At 62.5% G+C, this 18,411-nt stretch carries 16 protein-coding genes, 2 tRNA genes and 1 riboswitch; of the genes, 9 read left to right on the top strand and 9 right to left on the bottom strand.

Annotation, left to right across the window (positions count from 1 at the left end; genetic code table 11):
* Positions 1–176 precede the first annotated feature (176 nt).
* From ACQ4WR_RS25390 to glyA, 6 genes are all read right to left on the bottom strand, one after another.
* Complete coding sequence (locus ACQ4WR_RS25390; protein WP_436490686.1) at positions 177–4,052, bottom strand: pilus assembly protein; 3,876 nt, start codon at positions 4,050–4,052, stop codon at positions 177–179.
* 152 nt (positions 4,053–4,204) lie between these two features.
* A complete protein-coding gene (locus tag ACQ4WR_RS25395) occupies positions 4,205–4,876 on the bottom strand; it encodes a pilus assembly PilX family protein (RefSeq protein WP_102295057.1) in 672 nt (223 codons plus the stop codon).
* 2 nt (positions 4,877–4,878) lie between these two features.
* On the bottom strand, positions 4,879–5,892 hold the full coding sequence (locus tag ACQ4WR_RS25400; RefSeq protein ID WP_436490688.1) for a PilW family protein: 1,014 nt from the start codon (positions 5,890–5,892) through the stop codon (positions 4,879–4,881).
* The gene (gene pilV / locus ACQ4WR_RS25405) at positions 5,889–6,485 is read right to left on the bottom strand and encodes a type IV pilus modification protein PilV (protein ID WP_436490690.1); all 597 of its coding nucleotides are present in this window, start codon (positions 6,483–6,485) and stop codon (positions 5,889–5,891) included. Before pilV ends, ACQ4WR_RS25400 begins: the two co-directional genes overlap by 4 nt.
* Positions 6,486–7,200: 715 nt before the next feature.
* Positions 7,201–7,662, bottom strand: a complete 462-nt coding sequence (nrdR, locus tag ACQ4WR_RS25410; RefSeq protein ID WP_071324704.1) for a transcriptional regulator NrdR — start codon at positions 7,660–7,662, stop codon at positions 7,201–7,203.
* 305 nt (positions 7,663–7,967) lie between these two features.
* Positions 7,968–9,215 carry a serine hydroxymethyltransferase gene (gene glyA, locus ACQ4WR_RS25415; protein WP_102295052.1) on the bottom strand — a complete coding sequence of 416 codons (1,248 nt, stop codon included), beginning with the start codon at positions 9,213–9,215 and terminating at the stop codon, positions 7,968–7,970.
* Between the two features lie 111 nt (positions 9,216–9,326).
* Positions 9,327–9,451: riboswitch (ZMP/ZTP riboswitch) on the bottom strand.
* A gap of 316 nt (positions 9,452–9,767) precedes the next feature.
* Here glyA and ybgC point away from each other — a divergent pair.
* From ybgC to ACQ4WR_RS25460, 9 genes are all read left to right on the top strand, one after another.
* A complete protein-coding gene (gene ybgC, locus ACQ4WR_RS25420) occupies positions 9,768–10,169 on the top strand; it encodes a tol-pal system-associated acyl-CoA thioesterase (RefSeq protein ID WP_102295051.1) in 402 nt (133 codons plus the stop codon).
* A 47-nt stretch (positions 10,170–10,216) separates the two neighbouring features.
* Positions 10,217–10,906: a protein TolQ gene (gene tolQ, locus ACQ4WR_RS25425; RefSeq protein ID WP_102295049.1), complete on the top strand. Its 690-nt coding sequence runs from the start codon at positions 10,217–10,219 to the stop codon at positions 10,904–10,906.
* A 15-nt stretch (positions 10,907–10,921) separates the two neighbouring features.
* Entirely contained in the window at positions 10,922–11,362 is a 441-nt protein-coding gene (locus ACQ4WR_RS25430) for an ExbD/TolR family protein (RefSeq protein ID WP_258003006.1), read from the top strand.
* A 48-nt stretch (positions 11,363–11,410) separates the two neighbouring features.
* Positions 11,411–12,424, top strand: coding sequence for a cell envelope integrity protein TolA (tolA, locus tag ACQ4WR_RS25435; RefSeq protein ID WP_436490693.1), 1,014 nt, complete (start codon positions 11,411–11,413; stop codon positions 12,422–12,424).
* A gap of 5 nt (positions 12,425–12,429) precedes the next feature.
* Positions 12,430–13,698 carry a Tol-Pal system beta propeller repeat protein TolB gene (gene tolB / locus ACQ4WR_RS25440; protein ID WP_374755248.1) on the top strand — a complete coding sequence of 423 codons (1,269 nt, stop codon included), beginning with the start codon at positions 12,430–12,432 and terminating at the stop codon, positions 13,696–13,698.
* Positions 13,699–13,738: 40 nt separating this feature from the next.
* Positions 13,739–14,260, top strand: a complete 522-nt coding sequence (gene pal, locus ACQ4WR_RS25445) for a peptidoglycan-associated lipoprotein Pal (RefSeq protein ID WP_102295043.1) — start codon at positions 13,739–13,741, stop codon at positions 14,258–14,260.
* Positions 14,261–14,394: 134 nt separating this feature from the next.
* On the top strand, positions 14,395–15,153 hold the full coding sequence (ybgF, locus tag ACQ4WR_RS25450; RefSeq protein ID WP_102295041.1) for a tol-pal system protein YbgF: 759 nt from the start codon (positions 14,395–14,397) through the stop codon (positions 15,151–15,153).
* A gap of 67 nt (positions 15,154–15,220) precedes the next feature.
* Positions 15,221–15,296: transfer RNA gene (locus ACQ4WR_RS25455), tRNA-Lys, on the top strand.
* An 89-nt stretch (positions 15,297–15,385) separates the two neighbouring features.
* Positions 15,386–15,461, top strand: a tRNA-Lys gene (locus tag ACQ4WR_RS25460).
* A gap of 4 nt (positions 15,462–15,465) precedes the next feature.
* On the opposite strand, the gene ACQ4WR_RS25465 is transcribed toward ACQ4WR_RS25460, so the two are convergent.
* From ACQ4WR_RS25465 to ACQ4WR_RS25475, 3 genes are all read right to left on the bottom strand, one after another.
* Positions 15,466–15,663, bottom strand: coding sequence for a hypothetical protein (locus ACQ4WR_RS25465; RefSeq protein ID WP_436490695.1), 198 nt, complete (start codon positions 15,661–15,663; stop codon positions 15,466–15,468).
* Between the two features lie 388 nt (positions 15,664–16,051).
* On the bottom strand, positions 16,052–16,816 hold the full coding sequence (locus ACQ4WR_RS25470) for a hypothetical protein (RefSeq protein ID WP_436490697.1): 765 nt from the start codon (positions 16,814–16,816) through the stop codon (positions 16,052–16,054).
* Positions 16,817–17,226: 410 nt separating this feature from the next.
* Positions 17,227–18,351: an acyltransferase family protein gene (locus ACQ4WR_RS25475; RefSeq protein ID WP_436490699.1), complete on the bottom strand. Its 1,125-nt coding sequence runs from the start codon at positions 18,349–18,351 to the stop codon at positions 17,227–17,229.
* Between the last annotated feature and the right edge of the window lie 60 nt (positions 18,352–18,411).

Consider the following 18,411-nt stretch of genomic DNA (forward strand, 5'->3'; position numbering starts at 1 on the left):
TGTCGCCCTTTCCATCATTTTAATCAGATCGCCGCACCACGACGTGCCAATGCGGGGCGTTGCGGCTGCCGCTGCCGCTGCGGCAGCCAAGCCAGTTGCCAAGCCAGTTGCCAAGCCAGTTGCTGTCTGGCCTGCCGCGCGCCGCGAACCTGCATGGAAGCTCTTTGCCATGAATTTCATGGCATCTTTTTCTTGGCCGCTTCGTGCAATTCACGCCAGTTCGCCACTTCGCGCCAGCTGAGGCGGCGGGCGGGCAGCGGCGCACCGAATACCTTGAGCGGCTGCAGCACCGCACCGGACAAGCCCGGTTGCAGCACGGCCAACTCCTTGCGTAGCTCGGCGCGTCCCGTCGCCGTGGCGGCGCCCACCGTACTGTTCAGTTCCAGCACCATCGGCGGTGCCCGTGCCACGCCGTCGAGCAGGCGGCCCGTCACCGCCCCCGCCTGCACCAGGCCGGCGCCGTCGGCGGCAAAACCGCTCAGCACGTCCAGCGCATACAGGCGCGTGGCAGGCCGGGCGCACGGCTCGCGTCCCGGTAAAACGGTATTGAAGATCACCTTGCCCGCCGCCAGCGCGGGGCTGTGGATGCTGCGTTCCCCCGTCTGCGCGGCCTCCATGAAATCCAGGTACCAGCCATGCATGGCGGCGCTGCCCGTGTAGCGCAGGTCGGCGCCCTCAAGGGCCAGTCCATCGGGCACCACGGCCAGCGAGCGCGGCTCCAGGTCGGCACGGCCGAGCGTCGCCGATTGCTGGCGCAAATCGTCATGGACGGCATAGAACGCTTGCGGCAGGAAGGCGCCAGGCCAGGTATCTGCCGCCTCGACCAGCTTGCCCGTGCCAAACAGCAGCAGATAGCCGCCGCCCGGCGCATACGCCACCTTGATCTGCTGCGTCACAGGCTGGCGCAGGCCTTGCGCATCGCGCGCGACAAAGACCAGCTTGCGTCCCGCCCCGTCTTTCCACGGCGGCCCGCCTGACAGGTCGAAGCGCCAGACATTGCCCTGCAAATCGCCCGCATACAGATAGGCCAGTGCACCGTTGCTGCCCGGCAGCAGTACGGGCGGCCCCAGCGCATGCGCAGTGGCGCCCCCGTCCTGGCCAGCATCGGGGCCGCCGTCGCCGCCACTGGCCACCGGCACTTTCAGCCGGTAGTAATTGCTGCCCAAGAGCCACGGCGCGCCCACGGCCTTGTCCAGTGCCAGCAGGAAGATGGCGGCAGCGTCGGCAGGCGCCGTCGTTTCCTTGCCATCGGCACTGTAATTGTTGTAGCCGCTCGCCACCACGGCAAAGTCGCGGTAGGCCGGCACGCCCTCCTTGCCACCCATATTGAGCCGGGCAAACGCCGGCGGCGCCCGCACATTGCCGATCAGTTTGTCATCGAGGTCGGTAAATTCCCACACGGCACCGTCTTGCGCAAAGCGGGCCGGATCGGTGATATCGAGCGCAAACACGCCCTGGGCGCCACCACCCATGCCCGACACCAGCAGCGTTTTCCAGTGTCCCAGCGCCAGCACTTCCGCTACAGCCGCGCTGCCGTCGAGCAAGGGTGCGGGACTGTAGTGAGTACTCGCAGCGCCCGCCGCGCCACGCAGCAGTGCCTGGGGCAAATATGCAAACAGTTCGCTGCCCGTGCGCGCATCGAAGGCATGCAGCAAGCCATCGTTTGTCCCCAGGTAAAGCATCTTGCGCCGCTGCTGCAGCAGCTTGCGGTGCAACTGGTAACCGGCGCCCGGCATGCCCGGCGCCGGCGTGCCCACGTACACGAGACTGCCGAAGGGTGCAGCGCCCAGGCCGCCGGCGCGGCGGCGCAAGAAGCCACCCGGCAACCCCACTTCATCCGTGCGTTTGCCCAGCAGATACTCAAGCCGCGCCTCGCCGCGAGCGTCGCCCTGCCCGTCGCCGCTGTCATCGCCAGCACTGAAGGCACTGCGCTGCGCCGGATTCAAGCGCTTCCAGAGCAGCGGCATCAACGCGCCCTGCGCATCGAGCGTGTAGACGGGACGCAAGGTGGCCGGTGTGTCTGCAGGCGTGGCTGGCGTCAGCTCGCCCGCGCGCCACACCGGCTTGCCGGCGCTTACGCCGCCATCGGCAGCCACCGCGAAGGCGAAGCGCGATACGCTCATGCTGCCGTCCGCCGATCGCATCTGCGTCTGGAACCAGTACGCCTCTTCCCCGCCGCTGGCAGGCGCCATCAGCATGGGGCCTGCCAGCGTGGACACCCGCGTTGCCTTGTCCGCGGCGACAAAGGCGGCACGCAAGCCGGCGATCAGGGCGACAGGATCGCTGCCGGGCAAATAGTGTCTGGGCCAGCGACCATCCAGGCTCCATTCGGCAAGGGCGCTGCCGCTGGCGCTCTTGAACGGGTTCGCATCGCCATTCGTATCGGCAAAGCCGCCATACTTGGCCGCCAGCAGCAGCGGCGTGACAGTTGGCGTGGCAGCGGGCATGGTCGCCGGCTCGCTACGGCGCAAGTCGCCCGCATGGTGCTCCAGCGTCGCCGCGTTGGCGCTATCGGCCTTGCCGCCGGGGCGCAGCGCCTGCACATGCGACCAGTACGCCAGGCCCGCCACATGGTAGCTGACCCCATCCGCCCCGCCGGCCAGCATTTCCAGCCCGGCCAGTTCGGGCCGTGGCGCCGGATTGCCCTGCGCGCCACCGCTTTCCAGCATCCCCACGGCGCTGGTCCAGGCCATGGTATCGAGCGGGGGCAGCGCAAAGGCATCCGTGGGACGCGCGCGGTCGCTGGCATGGACGGCGCCGCCTGGGACGGAAAGATTGCCTGGCACGTAGCGGTCAGCGGCCATGCCCGCATCGCCAAGGCTGACGACAATATGGCGCTGGCAGCTGGCCGTCTGCGGATCGCTCCACTGGTCTACAACCGGCAAGCCATCGTCGACGGCTGGCGGCGCCGTGGCGGGCGGCACCACGGGACTGGCCTGCCGCCCCTGCAGGTAGCGCAACGATTCGTACAGCAATTCGGCCAGCGGCGCCGCGCCCGCGTAGGCGCCCTGGCGCGCCGGGTTACTGTGGCCCAGGCCGTTGATGTAAGCGGTCACCCCGCCGTCATGGCCGCCACCGTGGCCATGCTCGAGGAACACGCCCGTCAGCGGATGCCATTCGGCATCGGGATTGTCCTGCGCCACGAAGCTGGGCGCCAGCCAGCGCTGCCGGCCTACGTGGGCCAGCGGCGCGCGCAGCACGCCGCCATACATATGGTTGACCGAAGGGCTGACTGAAGGGCTGACGACAGGGGGGACGTCGGGCGGGACGCCGTTCAGATGGCCAAAGACGCCCACGCGCACCCTGCCGCCCAGACGCTGCAGGGCGCCGACCGGCTTGTATTGCTTGCCGTACGCCAGGCACAAGTCGCCGCGCAGCGGTCCCTCGCTGGCATCGCACACGCGCACCCTTGCCAAAAACACCCCATGCGTGCCCGCTGCGCCGGGCGCGTCGCAACTGCCACTGCCACTGCCAGGCAGGCTGGCGTCGCCAAACAGCAGGCGGTTGCGGCAAGAAACGATGGCCACTTGCGCCAGCGCAAATGGCGTCGCGGCGGCCACGCCCTGGCGCAAGACCTTGCGCGGAAAATAATCGGCATGGGCGAAAAAATCCGGGCCGCTGGCGCCATCGGGCAGATAGGCCCGCTGCAGGACCGTCTTGCGCACTTCATCGATGACGCGCGCGCCGCCCGTCAATGCATAGCGGACGATGTCGAGCATGCTGGCACTGGCCCAGTTCAGGAAATTGCCACTGAAACTATCGCCGCCACAGCCATGCAGCGCATCGGCCGGCTTCAGCACGGAGAAGTAAGCGGTCGCTACGCGCAAATCCGGCAGCATGGCGCCATCCTTGCTGCGATACGGATACACATAGCACATGCGCGCGTCGAAATAGCCGGCGTACTCGCGCTGTGGCAGATACTCGCCGCCATGCGCGGCAGCGGCCGCCGCATGCGTAAGCGACAGATTGAGCAGCAGGTTCGGCGGCACTCTGGCGCCCTGCAAGCCCGCATCGGCCCGTTCCAGCGCCACCGCCGGGGTTGCCGCCTGCACGGGCTGAAAAAACAGGCACAGCAGGCAAAGCAGGCAGCATCGGCAGCACAGGCAGGCCGCCAGCCGGACCCGCGCCGCGCGCAAGCATGAAGACCAGTGCACAGCCCGACGCGGCTGTCCACGTGGATCAGCGCATCCAAGCTGCGGCGCCATCACGGCCCCGCTCCCGCCGCCGCTTTGCGGTAATAGCTTTGCAGCACCACCTGCGTGCTTTCCTGCGCGCCGAAGCCGATGGCCGTGATGCGGTACAGATAACTGGGATTGAGCAGCTTGCCCTCAGGCGTGCCCGCCTCCTCGCCCGGCGCATGGAAGGGCAACAGTTCGATCAGATAGCGGGGACGCCGGAACGGCAGATAGCCTTGTCCCGTCTGCATGGCCGCACCCGTATAGTGCCCGTGCGGCACGAAGCGGTTGCCACTGGCGCCGTCCGGCGCATCGAGCGCCATGGCCAGCCATAGCGGCGGCATGCCCTTGGCAGCCGCCAGGCACAAGCCCAGCTGGCCACTGCCCGCCTCGCCGCAGCCATCGAGGAAGCCGGCGGCGCTGTCCGGCGCAAACAGGCTGCTGCGCCCGGGCGCGCCGGGCAAGCCTTCGATATCGTTCTGCGCATCGAGCAACGCTTCCTCCGCGGCCTGGAACGCGATATGCCGGTCGCGTTCGCCGCGTGCCGCCTTTTCGCCCTGCAAGGCCATCTGCGCCGCCGACACGCCCAGCAGCAGGACCACGACCAGCAAGCACAGCACGTAGACGAGGGTGGCGCCCCGCTGGCGCAAGGGCTCGGGTCCGGCTCGGCAACTGGCAATGGCCATGGCGATGACAGTCATGGCTAACTCCCGCCGTTGCGCAGCATGATGCTCATCTGCACCATCTGCCGTGGCCGGCCCTGCGCCGCGGCGGGCAGCGCCGCCCGCACAATGCGCACGCCCGGATCGCCTGCGCCGTGCGCCTCGGCATACGCTTGGCCGAACAGGTCGAACTGCGCCGGCCCCATGTCATCGGCTTTGCCTACGGCGCCAGAGTCGCCATGCAGCAGCAACGCCACGCGCACGCCGACAATGCGCTTCCAGTGCGTGCGGCGGAACAAGTCGCGCTGGCGCTCCGCGGCGCTGGCCCCGACCAGCACCAGCGCGGCGTCGTAGGCATCCAGCGCGCTGGCATGGACATAGCGGTTGGCCACGCCATCGGCAGGCGTATCTGTATCGACGCCGTACAGAACTTGAAAACCGTCGACGCCGCGAATGATGGCATCGGCGCCCCAGCCATTGGCGCCACGGTATTTGCAGCGCAATTCGGCCTCGCCATCGGCACCCTCGGCAACATAGAAAATGCTCCAGCCCCGCTGGGCTTCCGTTTGCGCGGCACCCACGCCGAAGCCGGCGCAATTGAGCACGGAGCCATCGCCGCCGGCGTCGTCGCCCGCGCCGTAATAGCGCAAGGCCAGCACATCGCTGCCATGCACGGCGTCGGGCAGCGACTGGCTGATGCCGTCGCTGTTCTTGCCCAGGCTGCGCGCGTCAAGTCCGGCGATATTGGCGCTGTCATGCGTGGCGTGGGCGACGGGCGCGGCGCTGCTGTCCCAGTTGACATAGGCTGTCTGCCGCACGGCGCGGGCGATGGTGTCGAGCGCATAGCGGCCGTTATCGTCGAGACGCGCGCTGGCGGACTGGCCAGCGTAGCTGCCGCCAGCCGCCAGCAGCACGGCACTGGCGGCAAGCATCAGCAAGGCACCCAGCGCCATGCCCACCAGCATTTCTACCAAGCTCAGGCCGCCATGCCGGCGCCAGTGTCCACGGTGGCCGCGCCTGCTGCCGCCGGCTTGGCTGGCCGCCTCGCCGTTCATGCCCCGCCCCCACCCACTTGCAAGGCCAGCTTGGGCAGTGCGACGCCATCGCCATTCTGGACCGGCTGGCCATTGGCATGCCGGCCACGCCAGCCCAGCTTGATGACGACGGGCGCGCCCTTGCCGCCGCTGCACGTCCAGTGCAAACCTTGCGCGGACGCATCCCACGCTTGAACGTCGCGGCAGATATGCAGGCGCGCGCCCGGCAGGCTTGCGTGCAGTTGCTGGCGCCATTCGGCGATATCGAACTGCGCCAGCTGCACGGCGCTGCAGGCGGCGGCGCCAAAACAGGCGGGGCCACCGGCCGGGGCAGGCGCGGCGCCGTCAGGCGGCTCTTCATAGGAGACGCCGAGATAGGCATTGCCGGCATCGGGGCCATGCATCAGCACGCTATTCGCACGCATGCGCTCGGCCATGCCGGCGGCCAGCTGCACCGCGCTCGACAGCAATGCCGATTCATGGCGCGCGCGCAGGGAAGTCAGATGCAGGATGCTGGCGCCAAGCAGGCCCAGCGCCAGCAAGAGCAGCGACACCAGCACCTCGACCAGGGTGCTGCCGCCCATCATCACCATGCCGCGGCCGCCGTTGCGCATCGAGTACTCCTTTTTCGCAGAAAGAGTCGCAGGAACAGGCGGCCCAGCTACACGATAGGCGTGCGCGCACATCTGGACATGAGCTAGCGCAAACGGCGGTGGAATGGCGATAAAAAGACAGCAAAAACGGGACTTGTATTGATCAGCCGGCTTGCCAGCAGAAAAAATAGCTGGATGGAACGACCATGGCACGCGCCGATGATGCTGGCAGAAATGCATGGTGGAGACGTGCCGCGACGGGTACCTGCCGCGGCCGCTGGCGCCTCAGGAGAGGCGGCAATCGCGCAGCGACACAGAGGGCCGGTGTCCGGCACGCGCAAGACACAAGCAAAGCCCGGACACGGCGCCGCGCCGCGATGACTGCAAACGCCGGGCGCCCGGCGCGGCGGGCATGGCGCATCCATTTGATACACCGCAAGGTTCAATCAGATAGGGTCAAGCGTGCTGCAGGCACGTGAAGAAAACGCAGAAGCGGCAGCCGCAGCAGAAGCAGACGCAGCAGCAGAAGCAGACGCAGCAGCAGCAGCAGCAGCGCGGGGCATCCAGGAGACTGCCAGCAGGAACCGGCGGCTTCCGCGAAACCGGCGAAAAAAACCCGCAAAACCCGCAAAACCGGCACGGAACCGGCAAGCACCCTGCACGAGACCGGCACAAGACCGATAAGAAACCGGGGCAAGAGCACGGGGCAAGAGCATCCCGGCGCAAAACGCGCCGCCTACGGCTTGCGCGCCTGCCCCACTTCGGCAATCGCATCCTGGAACTCGGCCAGGTCTTCGAAGTTCTTGTACACGGAAGCGAAGCGGATATACGCAATCTTGTCGAGGCGCTTCAATTCCTGCATGACGAGTTCGCCGATATAACCGGAATCGACTTCACGCAAGCCGCTGGTCAGCAGTTTTTCCTGGATGGAGGCGATGGCCGTATCCACGGAGGCGGCCGCGACGGGGCGCTTGCGCAAGGCCAGCATCAAACTGCCGCGCAACTTATCCGCAGCGAACTCCGTCCGGCTGCCATTCTTTTTGACGACGGCCGGCATGATAAGTTCAATGCGCTCGTAGGTGGTAAAACGCTTGTCGCACTTGCTGCAGCGGCGGCGGCGCCGGATGGCATCCCCTTCCTCCGATACGCGCGTATCGAGAACCTGGGTATCGCCGTGCTGGCAAAATGGACATTTCATGGGCTGGCTACAACTTTATAGTAATAATTACGGGAAATCGCCGCCCTTAAATCAACGGGCGCCCGAATCACTCCGGGCGCCCGTGGGCACGACTGGAATGTGTCATACACAATCTTACTCTGTATGACACATTCTGGACAAACAATTAGAGACTATTCCGGTAAGGAGCGTCTGCAGCAGATTGCTCATCGGTCGCGCGGACAAGGCGCGAGGAGGACGCATGGCGAGCCATGCTACGACGGGCAACGCAGTACCCGCTTCCGCGGGGTGTCTGCTGCGGATGTATTCTTTACCGGAACAGGCTCTTAAGCTGCGTATACCGGATGGGCATCGGCCAGCACTTTCACGGCCGCTTTCACGCGTTCGATGGTGGCGGCGTCATGCGGATTGTCCAGCACGTCGGCGATCAGGTTGCCCACTTCTTCCGCTTGCGCTTCCTTGAAACCGCGCGTCGTCATCGCCGGGCTGCCCAGGCGGATACCCGAGGTGACGAAGGGTTTTTGCGGGTCGTTCGGAATACCGTTCTTGTTGCAGGTGATGTGCGCGGAACCGAGGATGGCTTCGGCTTCCTTGCCCGTCAGGTTCTTGGCGCGCAGGTCGACCAGCATGACGTGCGATTCGGTGCCGCCGGAAACGATACGCAGGCCGCGCTTGATCAGGGTCTTCGCCAGCACGTCGGCGTTCTTGACCACTTGCTTCTGGTATTCGACGAACTCGGGGCTCAGCGCTTCCTTGAAGGCAACAGCCTTGCCGGCGATCACGTGCATCAGCGGGCCGCCCTGGATGCCAGGGAAGATGGCCGAGTTGATGGCTTTTTCGTGTTCGGCCTTCATCAGGATGATGCCGCCGCGCGGGCCGCGCAGCGATTTGTGCGTGGTCGAGGTGACGAAGTCGGCGAACGGCACCGGGTTCGGGTACAGGCCGGCGGCGATCAGGCCCGCGTAGTGGGCCATGTCCACCATGAAGTAGGCGCCAACTTCCTTGGCGATCTTGCCGAAGCGCTCGAAGTCGATCTTTTTCGAGAAGGCGGACGCACCGGCGATGATCAGCTTTGGCTTGCGTTCGCGGGCCAGGCGTTCCATGGCTTCGTAGTCGATGTCTTCTTCGGCCGTCAAGCCATAGGACACAACATCGAACCACTTGCCGGACATGTTCAGCGGCATGCCGTGGGTCAGGTGGCCGCCTTCGGCCAGCGACATACCCATGATCAGGTCGCCTGGTTTCAACATGGCGAAGAACACGCCCTGGTTCGCCTGCGAGCCCGAGTTCGGCTGCACGTTCGCGCATTCGGCGCCGAACAGCTGCTTCACACGGTCGATGGCCAGTTGCTCGGCGACATCGACGTACTCGCAGCCGCCGTAGTAGCGCTTGCCCGGGTAGCCTTCGGCGTACTTGTTTGTCAATTGCGAACCTTGCGCTTCCATCACGGCTGGCGAGGTGTAGTTCTCCGACGCGATCAGTTCGATGTGATCGTGCTGGCGCGTGTTTTCTTTTTGAATGACGGCGAACAATTCAGGATCGACGTTGGCGAGGGTATGATCTTTTGCAAACATGTAAAAACTCCAAGTATGAGGGTGCTTGTACTGGCAGGTTGGATCGAATGAGGGGAGCCGGCGTTAAGTGAATAACAACATTGGACGGGCAGCCTCTTCGTGCTTTTCCATAGTGGCTACCCAGGCGAACGGCTGATGAAAAATCTCACGTTTCCCGGTGGGTGCCCACCTTTCGCCGGTTTGCCGACCGCCGATGAGGAAGATCGCCCGACTTTTCGCCAGTCACGTGAGACGTAATGGAATGCAAATTGTAAGTTAAGTGCCCAAATTGAGCAAGGAATGCAACGGTGCGGCTATAATCGCCGCGCGCCACCGCAGCCCGGGCGCGCCGCGGGCCACGCCCGGGGACTAGGCGCCGGTTCTTAAGCTGAACTTAAACCTGGCCAGGGCATGTAAGCGTATGTTACGAGGCTTGCCATTGCGCCCCCCGGATTTACAATGCTGCGGTGCAACTTGCATGCCGCTTTTGCATGGCATTCCGGCAAACGCTTTCAGTCACTACAAGAAAAATCGCGTAAAATGTTGCTCAATCTCACTACTGGCGCAATAAACATGCCTTCAGTCTTTACCTGGAACGTACGTGTCTACTATGAAGACACCGACGCCGGCGGCATCGTCTATTACGCAAACTACCTGAAATTCTTTGAGCGCGCGCGCACCGAATGGCTGCGCGCCATCGACGTGGGCCAGCAGGAATTGCTGCAACAGCACGACGCGATGTTCGTTGTCAAAAGCGTCAACGCCGACTATCATGCGCCAGCCAGGCTCGATGACACGTTAAGATTAACGTTAAGCATAGAAAAAATGGGGCGCGCCTCCATCGTTTTCCTGCAACAAGCCTGGTGCGGCGACAGCCTGCTCAACACGGCCCGCGTCAAGATCGGCTGCGTCGATTCGGCATTGCGCCCGCGCGCCGTGCCCGATGCAGTGGCGGCCCGCATGCGCGCCGCCTGAGCCCTACCCGCCCCCCCCGGACAATTCACCCAACAGACTGCCAGCCAATGAACGTTACACAAGATCTTTCTTTCCTCGCGCTCATCTCCAATGCCCACCTGATCGTGCAACTGATCATGGCCCTGCTGCTGCTGATTTCCCTGACCAGCTGGACCTATATTTTCCGCAAGATGTTCGCCGTGCGCCAGGCGCGCAAGCAAACCATCGAGTTTGAACGCAGCTTCTGGGCCGGCGGCAACCTGCACGCGCTGCACCAGAACGCCAGCGGCAACCGCGACCAGAGCGGCGCGCTGGCCCGCATCTTCGACGCCGGCATGGGCGAATTCATCAAGGGCAAGGCCTCGTACACGACGCGCGAAGCGCTGGACGTCGGCGCCGTGCTCGACGGCGCCCGCCGCGCCATGCGCGCCGCCTTCCAGCGCGAGATGGATGCACTCGAATCGCACCTGGCCTTCCTCGCCTCCGTCGGTTCCGTCTCGCCCTACATCGGCTTGCTGGGCACCGTGTGGGGCATCATGAACGCCTTCCGCGGCCTGGCCAACGTGCAGCAAGCCACGCTGGCCGCCGTCGCGCCCGGCATTGCCGAAGCGCTGATCGCCACCGCCATCGGCCTGTTCGCCGCGATTCCCGCCGTCGTCGCCTACAACCGCTTTTCGCATGACATCGACCGCCTGGCGATCCGCTTCGAGAGCTTCGTCGAGGAATTCTCGAACATCTTGCAGCGCCAGTCGCGCTAAGAGGGAGCAGCAGCCATGGGTTCCTCATTCAATAGCGGCGGCATGCGCGGCGGCCGTGGCCGCAAGTTCAAGTCGGAAATCAACGTCGTGCCGTATATCGACGTGATGCTGGTGCTGCTGATCATCTTCATGGTGATGCCGTCGTCGAACAATCCCAGCGTGGTGAACTTGCCCAACGCGGAAAAATCGGCGAAACCGCCTGATGACTATATTCAGATCGTGCTCAAGCCAAATGGTTCGCTGTCGATAGGCGTCATCGGCAAGGAGCAGTTGTCGCCGGAAACGGAACCGAACCGCGACGCCCTGCTGCGCAAGCTGCGCGGCTTGCACGAAACCAATCCCGAGTATCCGGTGATGATCGCGGGCGACAAGGAAAGCAAGTACGACGACGTGATCCAGCTCATTTCGGAAGCGAAGAAGATGGGCATCACCCGCGTTGGCCTGGCCACCAAGTAAGCGCAGCACCCTGTTTCCAGACTTGACCGTTTTTAGATAGACTAGACTTTGCAGACCAAACAAATCGACCATGTACTCGGCAAGCCCTACAGCGTGCCGCGCGAACGCAGCCGCTGGCCCTCGCTGGGCCTGGCGCTGGCGATGCACCTTGGGCTGCTGTTTTTCCTGTGGGTAGGCGTACACTGGCAAAATACGGAGCCGGTCGCCGTGGAAGCGGAAGTATGGGACATGCAGGTGCAGACGGCCGCGCCGCCACCCGACGTGGCGACGGAACCGGAGCCAACGCCTGCGCCGCCGCCGGAACCGGAAGTGGAGCAGCCAGCGCCACCGCCGCCGGTGGCCGCGCCCGAGCCGAAGGTCGACCTGCGCGAGGCGGAAATCGCCCTCGAACGCAAGAAGGCCAAGCTGAAGGAAGAGAAAGAAAAAGCGGCGGCCGAAGAGCGCCGCAAGCAGGAATTGAAGGAACGCGAGGAAGAGAAGCGCGAACTGGAAAAACAGAAGCAGAAAGAAAAAGACAAGGCTGAAAAGCTGGAAAAAGAAAAGGCCGACAAGCTGGAGAAAGCCAAGCAGGCCAAAGAGAAAGAAAAGGCGGCGGAAGAAAAAGCCGAGAAAGAACTGGCCGACAAAAAAGCGGCGGCGGAAAAAGCCGCCAAGGCGAAGAAAGCGGCCGACGAGAAAAAAGCCGCCGACAAGGCACGCGCCGCCGAGATGAGCCGCATCACGGGCGCGGTCGGTACGGGAACAACAGGCACGGCCGCGAAAGCGACTGCGCCACGCAAGGACAGCGGCTATGTCGCTGCCCTGACGAGCAAGATCAAGAGCAATATCGCGTACAGCGGTAGCACGGACGTGCCGGGCAACCCGCGCGCCGTGTTCAAGATCGAGCAATTGCCAACTGGGGAAATTATTTCGGTCCGAAAGATTAAAAGTAGCGGCCTGCCGGCGTATGACAGCTCGGTGGAAAACGCCATTAATAAATCGTCGCCACTGCCGAAGAAAAAAGACGGCACCGTGGAACGCGAGATTGAACTCATATTCGAGATGAAGGATTTGCCTAAATGATGACCATGAAAAAAATGAGCTATGTCGTGCTCTGCGCCGGCCTGATGCTGGGAGCATCGGGTGCCCAGGCGCAGCTGCGCGTGGAGATTACCGGGATCGGCAGCAACCAGATCCCCGTGGCTGTCGCCAGCTTTGTCAATGAATCGGCGGCGCCGCAATCGCTGTCGGGCATCATCAAGGCCGACCTGGCGCGCAGCGGCGTGTTCAAGCTGATCGACGCCGATGCGCCCGTGTCGGAAACGGCGCCCGTCAGCTACGAGCAATGGAAGTCGCGCGGCGCCGATGCGCTGGCGGCCGGCACCGTGCAAACCATGGCCGATGGCCGCCTGGATGTGCGCTACAAGCTGTTCGATACCATCAAGGGCGCGCAGCTGTCGAGCATGAACAATGCGGCCGCGCCGCAGTTCAACCGCTTGCTGGCGCACAAGATCGCCGATGACATCTATGAAAAACTGACGGGCGTGAAAGGCGCGTTCGCCACGCGCATCGCCTACGTCACGCAATCGGGCCGCGAATACCGCCTGGAAGTGGCTGACGCCGACGGCGAAGGCATCCAGGTCGCCCTGCGCTCGAACGAGCCGATCATTTCGCCTGCCTGGTCGCCGGACGGCACCAAGGTCGCGTATGTGTCGTTTGAAAAGAAAAAGCCCATCGTCTACGTGCAAAACCTGGTAACGCGCCAGCGCACCATCGTCTCGAACGAAAAAGGCAGCAATTCGGCACCGAGCTGGAGCCCAGACGGTTCGCGCCTGGCCGTGGCCCTGTCGCGCGACGGCCATACCCAGGTCTACACCGTCAACGCCGATGGCAGCGGCTTGCGCCGCCTGACCACCAGCAGCGGCATCGATACGGAACCTCAATTCTCGGCCGATGGCCAAAGCATTTACTTCACCAGCGATCGCAGCGGCGGACCACAAATCTACCGCATGTCGACCAGCGGCGGCGAAGCCAAGCGCGTGACGTTTGGCGGCTCCTACAACATCAGCCCGCGGATCTCGTCCGACGGGAAGACTCTCGCTTATATTTCCCGTCGCGACGGCAATTTCCAGCTCTACGCGCTCGACCTGGCTAGTGGCCAGGAACTGCGCCTGTCGGACACCGCCAACGACGAATCACCGAGCTTTTCGCCCAACGGGAAATATATCATGTACGCGACCGAATCCGGACGACGCAAGTCGCTGGCAGTGGTATCGGTGGATGGCCGCGTCAAACAGCGTTTGACTACGCAAGCTGGCAATATCAAGGAGCCCACCTGGGGTCCTTTTATGAAGTAATGCAGTACGTTTTACCTTAACCACGACCCGGAGAATAAAAATGAGTAACTTTAAAAGTTTGGCTTTCATCGCCGCTACCGCCGCCCTGCTGTCCGCATGCAGCACCCCAGTCAAAGTAGCTGAAACCCCAGTGGTTGAGCGCGCTCCTGAAAAAGTCGCTGAACCAGTTGACACCCGTCAAGTTCAGCCAGTAACGACCGCATCGGTCGATCCACTGGACGATCCAAAAGGCGTGCTGGCCAACCGCAGCATCTACTTCGATTTCGACAAATACGTCGTGCGTGAATCGGAAACGCCAGTGGTACAAAACCACGCTGCTTACCTGGTCAAAACGCCAGCACGCAAGATCCTGATCCAAGGTAACACCGATGAACGCGGCGGCGCCGAGTACAACCTGGCCCTGGGCCAGAAACGTGCTGAAGCAGTGCGCAAGTCGATGGCCGCCCTGGGCGTGCCAGAAGGCCAAATGGAAGCCGTGTCGCTGGGCAAAGAAAAGCCTAAAGCTCAAGGCAGCAACGAAGCAGCATGGGCAGAAAACCGCCGCGCTGACATCGTTTATTGATGTTCAGCGGTAGGCGCAGCAAGATTCGCGCTTACCTAACTGGCCAGTCATAGGCATAATAATGGGGCGCTGCGCGGAGTATTACCGCCTGGCGCCCCGTTTGCATGTATGCGTAACTTTTGAAAGCCCGACCCATGATGACATTCTCGAAAGCCGGCGTCGCCGCCGCCCTGCTGGCCGCCTTTGCCGCCCTGCCCCTGCACGCCAACGCAGCCCTGTTCGACGACGACGAAGCACGCAAGGCCATCCTGGAGCTGCGCTCGAAAGTCGACGCACTGGCACGCGACATCAACAGCCGCATCGATACCAAGGCGGACAAGACCAGCACCCTCGCCATGCTCAACCAGCACGACCAGACCATGCAAGAGATCGCCCGCCTGCGGGGACAGATCGAAGTGCTGGGCAATGACCTGGCGACCGCGCAAAAGCGCCAGAAAGATTTCTACGCCGACCTCGACGCGCGCCTGCGCAAGCTCGAACCGCGCCAGGTCACCATCGACGGCCAGGAAGCGGCCGTCGGCGTCTCCGAGCAAAGCTCCTACGAAGCGGCGCTGGCGCAGTTCAAGTCGGGTGACTACAAGGGTGCCGCCACGGCGCTGGACGCCTTTGTGAAGCGCTACCCGGAGTCGGCCTACGCGGCCAACGCGCAATACTGGCTGGGCAACGCGTATTACGCCCAGCGCGACTGCAAGAACGCCATCAGCGCCCAGCAAGCCGTCGTGAAGAACTACCCGGACAGCCCGAAGGCGGCCGATGCCATGCTCAACATCGCCAGCTGCTACACGGAACTGAAAGACAAGGCCAACACCACCAAGACCCTGAACGCGCTGATCGCGCGCTATCCGGACTCCAGCGCCGCGCAAACGGCCAAGGAACGGGCCGGCAAAAAGTAAAACAGGGGAAAAAGTTGCCCGTTAGGTTTGACAGAATCCCGGGCACCCCCTATAATCTTTCTTCTTCGGGTCGTTAGCTCAGCTGGTAGAGCAGCGGACTTTTAATCCGTTGGTCGCAGGTTCGAATCCCGCACGGCCTACCACGAATACGCAGTACTGATCTGCTTGCGAGTTGTTATAGCAAGCATTTTTTTACGGCACAGTGTTACCGAAGTTGTTGTAAAAAGTTTTTGGGTCGTTAGCTCAGCTGGTAGAGCAGCGGACTTTTAATCCGTTGGTCGCAGGTTCGAATCCCGCACGGCCTACCAAATACTACAGAGAAGCCAACCGTTCGCGGTTGGCTTTTTTGTTTTGCGCCGCCGTTTCTGCCTGACCTAGAAACAGCTGTGCTCCATGCCACGGGCGCATGTACACCACCTTATGGTCCGCTTTTGCGTATTCAAAATCGATAAAGCGGCGCTGCGGACACATCAACTCCAACCCGGCCTTGTTGCAACTCACTTTCTCCACGACGCTGGGCTCCCACTATCCTTTACGTGGCCGGTGATGATAAGCACCTTTCCTTTGGCGTAATACAGGTCCTCCGTGCAAATAAATCCCGCATCGCTGATCCACCTGATGGCCTCCCCTTGTCGATCCCCATGATATCGAACTACCCACCTGCTTCAGGTGCACCTCTTTTGTCAAACGAGCTCAGGAACAGGCGCCCAGGCCAAAGACGGCTAGCAGCACAACTGCCGTCAGCTTCATGAAAGTGATGGTGTAACACATGCGCCTGCTTGTTATCGTTATATTTCAAATAAGCAAGACTAACAGATATGAAAATTTCCACATGGAAACGAGTACCATCCCCGCCATCAGGCAGGATTCCCCTTCTACTCAGCCCTTACATGCCAGATCAATCGAGATTCTTCGTCATCTGATAGGTAATGCCAAGGTTATTGGCCTTTACAATCTTGAACCGCGCACCTTTAAAGCCTATTTCATTTCCTTCACTCAAATCGAATTGAAACTCTTTGGAAAAAGCTGGCCTTGCCATATTGCCGATAAACTCGCGATATGATACCGAAACAACGCCTTTCACCACACCCGAGTACACCAGCTCCCTTTGGAATGATTCAGGACCGGTAATCGTACATTGAGTAGTCTTCAAGATTTCCGCATTCCCAATAGGAAATATTTCCTGCCCCAATCCAATCTTGACCTTGACCGTGACCTCTTGCGATGGAAGAATCATCGTCAAATACACGTCCGGCTTGCCGAGGCCAGTCCGGGGCTCCTTGTCATTGGCGTACTGAAAATTATAATCAGCTGCACGATATGCGGCACCTGGCATCATTGCAACCTTCAAGGGAAACAAGGTCAGCGTAAAGTCCTGTCCATAGGAACGCCCGGACAACTGAACGGATTGATCGAGCGAAAACGCATAGCTCTCGGTGCCCGCCATCACATCGGTTTTATAGGTCGCAATCATCGTCTGGCCTATCTCGGCGACAGTTTCCACTCCGATTCGGGGCATTGTGAATACCCTGGATTCCAGCTTCTTTCCGTATGTGCTACCGCAGGCTGGAAAAATTTGAGCGTCGGCAATGGCATCGGCCCAAGCAACATTAACGCAGCCGGCCGCAAGGATAGTCAGCGTTATGGCGGAACTATTTTTCACTGTCATTTCTTCCTCTGGTTGTCATTATTTTTCGGATGCATTCAGGCGTGCGGACCGAGGGGCCAATCCGATGACACCAGATCGGCCCAGAGAGTTTGCCGTTAAGGCGCCCCCCCCCAGGGGGGGGGCAATATCGGCATTGTGGAACTCATGCCCATCATGCACGCATTGCGAAGTCGAACGCCAGCGTGAGAACCCGGAAATAGCACAGCGCCAGCAGCGGTAAAATAGAAAGCACCAGGCCAGCAATGCGCAAGCGACGGCAGTATGAAGCGCGACTTCTTATAATCATTTTTATAAAGTACAGGCGAAATTAAACGGGGCTCGACCATTATCAAGCCCTACAGCATAGCATCTTGATCACTAATAATGTGCCGTTCAGCAATTCGCTGACCGCCGTCGACGGGACCTCAGCCCAACACGGGCCGCGCGCGCAAATGCGCCACGACCAGCGGCACGATCCGTCCCAGCGGCACTTCCACCCAGCGGTGAAACGCGGCACCGGCCGCCAGGCTGGCGCTCCAGGCCGTCAGCATGCCCAGCGCCTGCCATGCCGGCTCGAGCGGCACGTAGGCGGTAAACAGTGCGTTGACCAGCAGGCTGACGGGAAAGTGCACAAGGAAGACGGCGTAGGAAATACGCCCCAGCGCGTTGACGATGTTCCAGGCCCGGCCATGGGAAAGCGTGCGGGCGCGGCCGAACAGGATCAGCGCGCAGGCGACGATCAGGGCCAGCGCGATGCGGCTGCGGTAGTCGATGGCCAGCCCCAGCAGGACAGGCAGCGCCATCATGCCCATGAGCGCCGTCATGGCGCCGGGCTTGCGGACCGGGTCGCTGGCCCACCAGGCCAGCATGCCCAGGCCGTAGCTGCCGAAGAAGTATGGCGCCCAGTCATCCCAATCCGCGTCGAGATTGAAATACAGCAGGGACAAGGTGATGCCCGCAGTGACGGCCAGCGGCATCAGCCAGGGCAGCGCCCGCCGGCCCGCCAGGCGGCCAGCCAGCCACAGCAGTAGCACGGTCAGCAGGTACAGCTGGAAATCGATGGCCACGTACCAGGCGCCGGCCGACAGCGACTCGTAGCCCAGCACGCCGTGCAGCAGCAAGGCGTGGGCGCTCAACTGGCCCAGGGTGACGGCGGCCGACATGGAATCGTGCAGCATCCAGATGCCGGCCACAGGCGTCAGCACGGCGGCGAGCAGTGTGGCGGCGAGAAACGGCGGCGCCAGCTTGGCATAGCGGCGCCAGACGGCTTGCAGGGGGGCCGCCATGCCCGCGCGTCCGGCGGGCGACAGCGACTTGGCGGCCAGGAAGCCGCCAATGACGAGAAACACTTGCACGGCGATGCGGGCGCTGCCGCCCAGCCAGTCCAGCAAGGCGGGCCACAGCGGCTGCACGTAATCGGACATGGGGCCATAGAACGCCAGGTGGTGCAGCACGATCAATTGCGCCGCGCCCGCCTTCAAACCATTGATCCAGCCAAACTGCGGACGATTTGCCAGGTCCGCCTGTGATACCACTGCTGCTGCCGTCATTCCCTATCCTTGCCGTGCCAGGTCGTGTCGCCAGCCTGGCGCGCTACAGGCGCGCGGCTG

Source organism: Janthinobacterium amylolyticum (assembly GCF_051380655.1).
GTDB lineage: Bacteria > Pseudomonadota > Gammaproteobacteria > Burkholderiales > Burkholderiaceae_D > Janthinobacterium.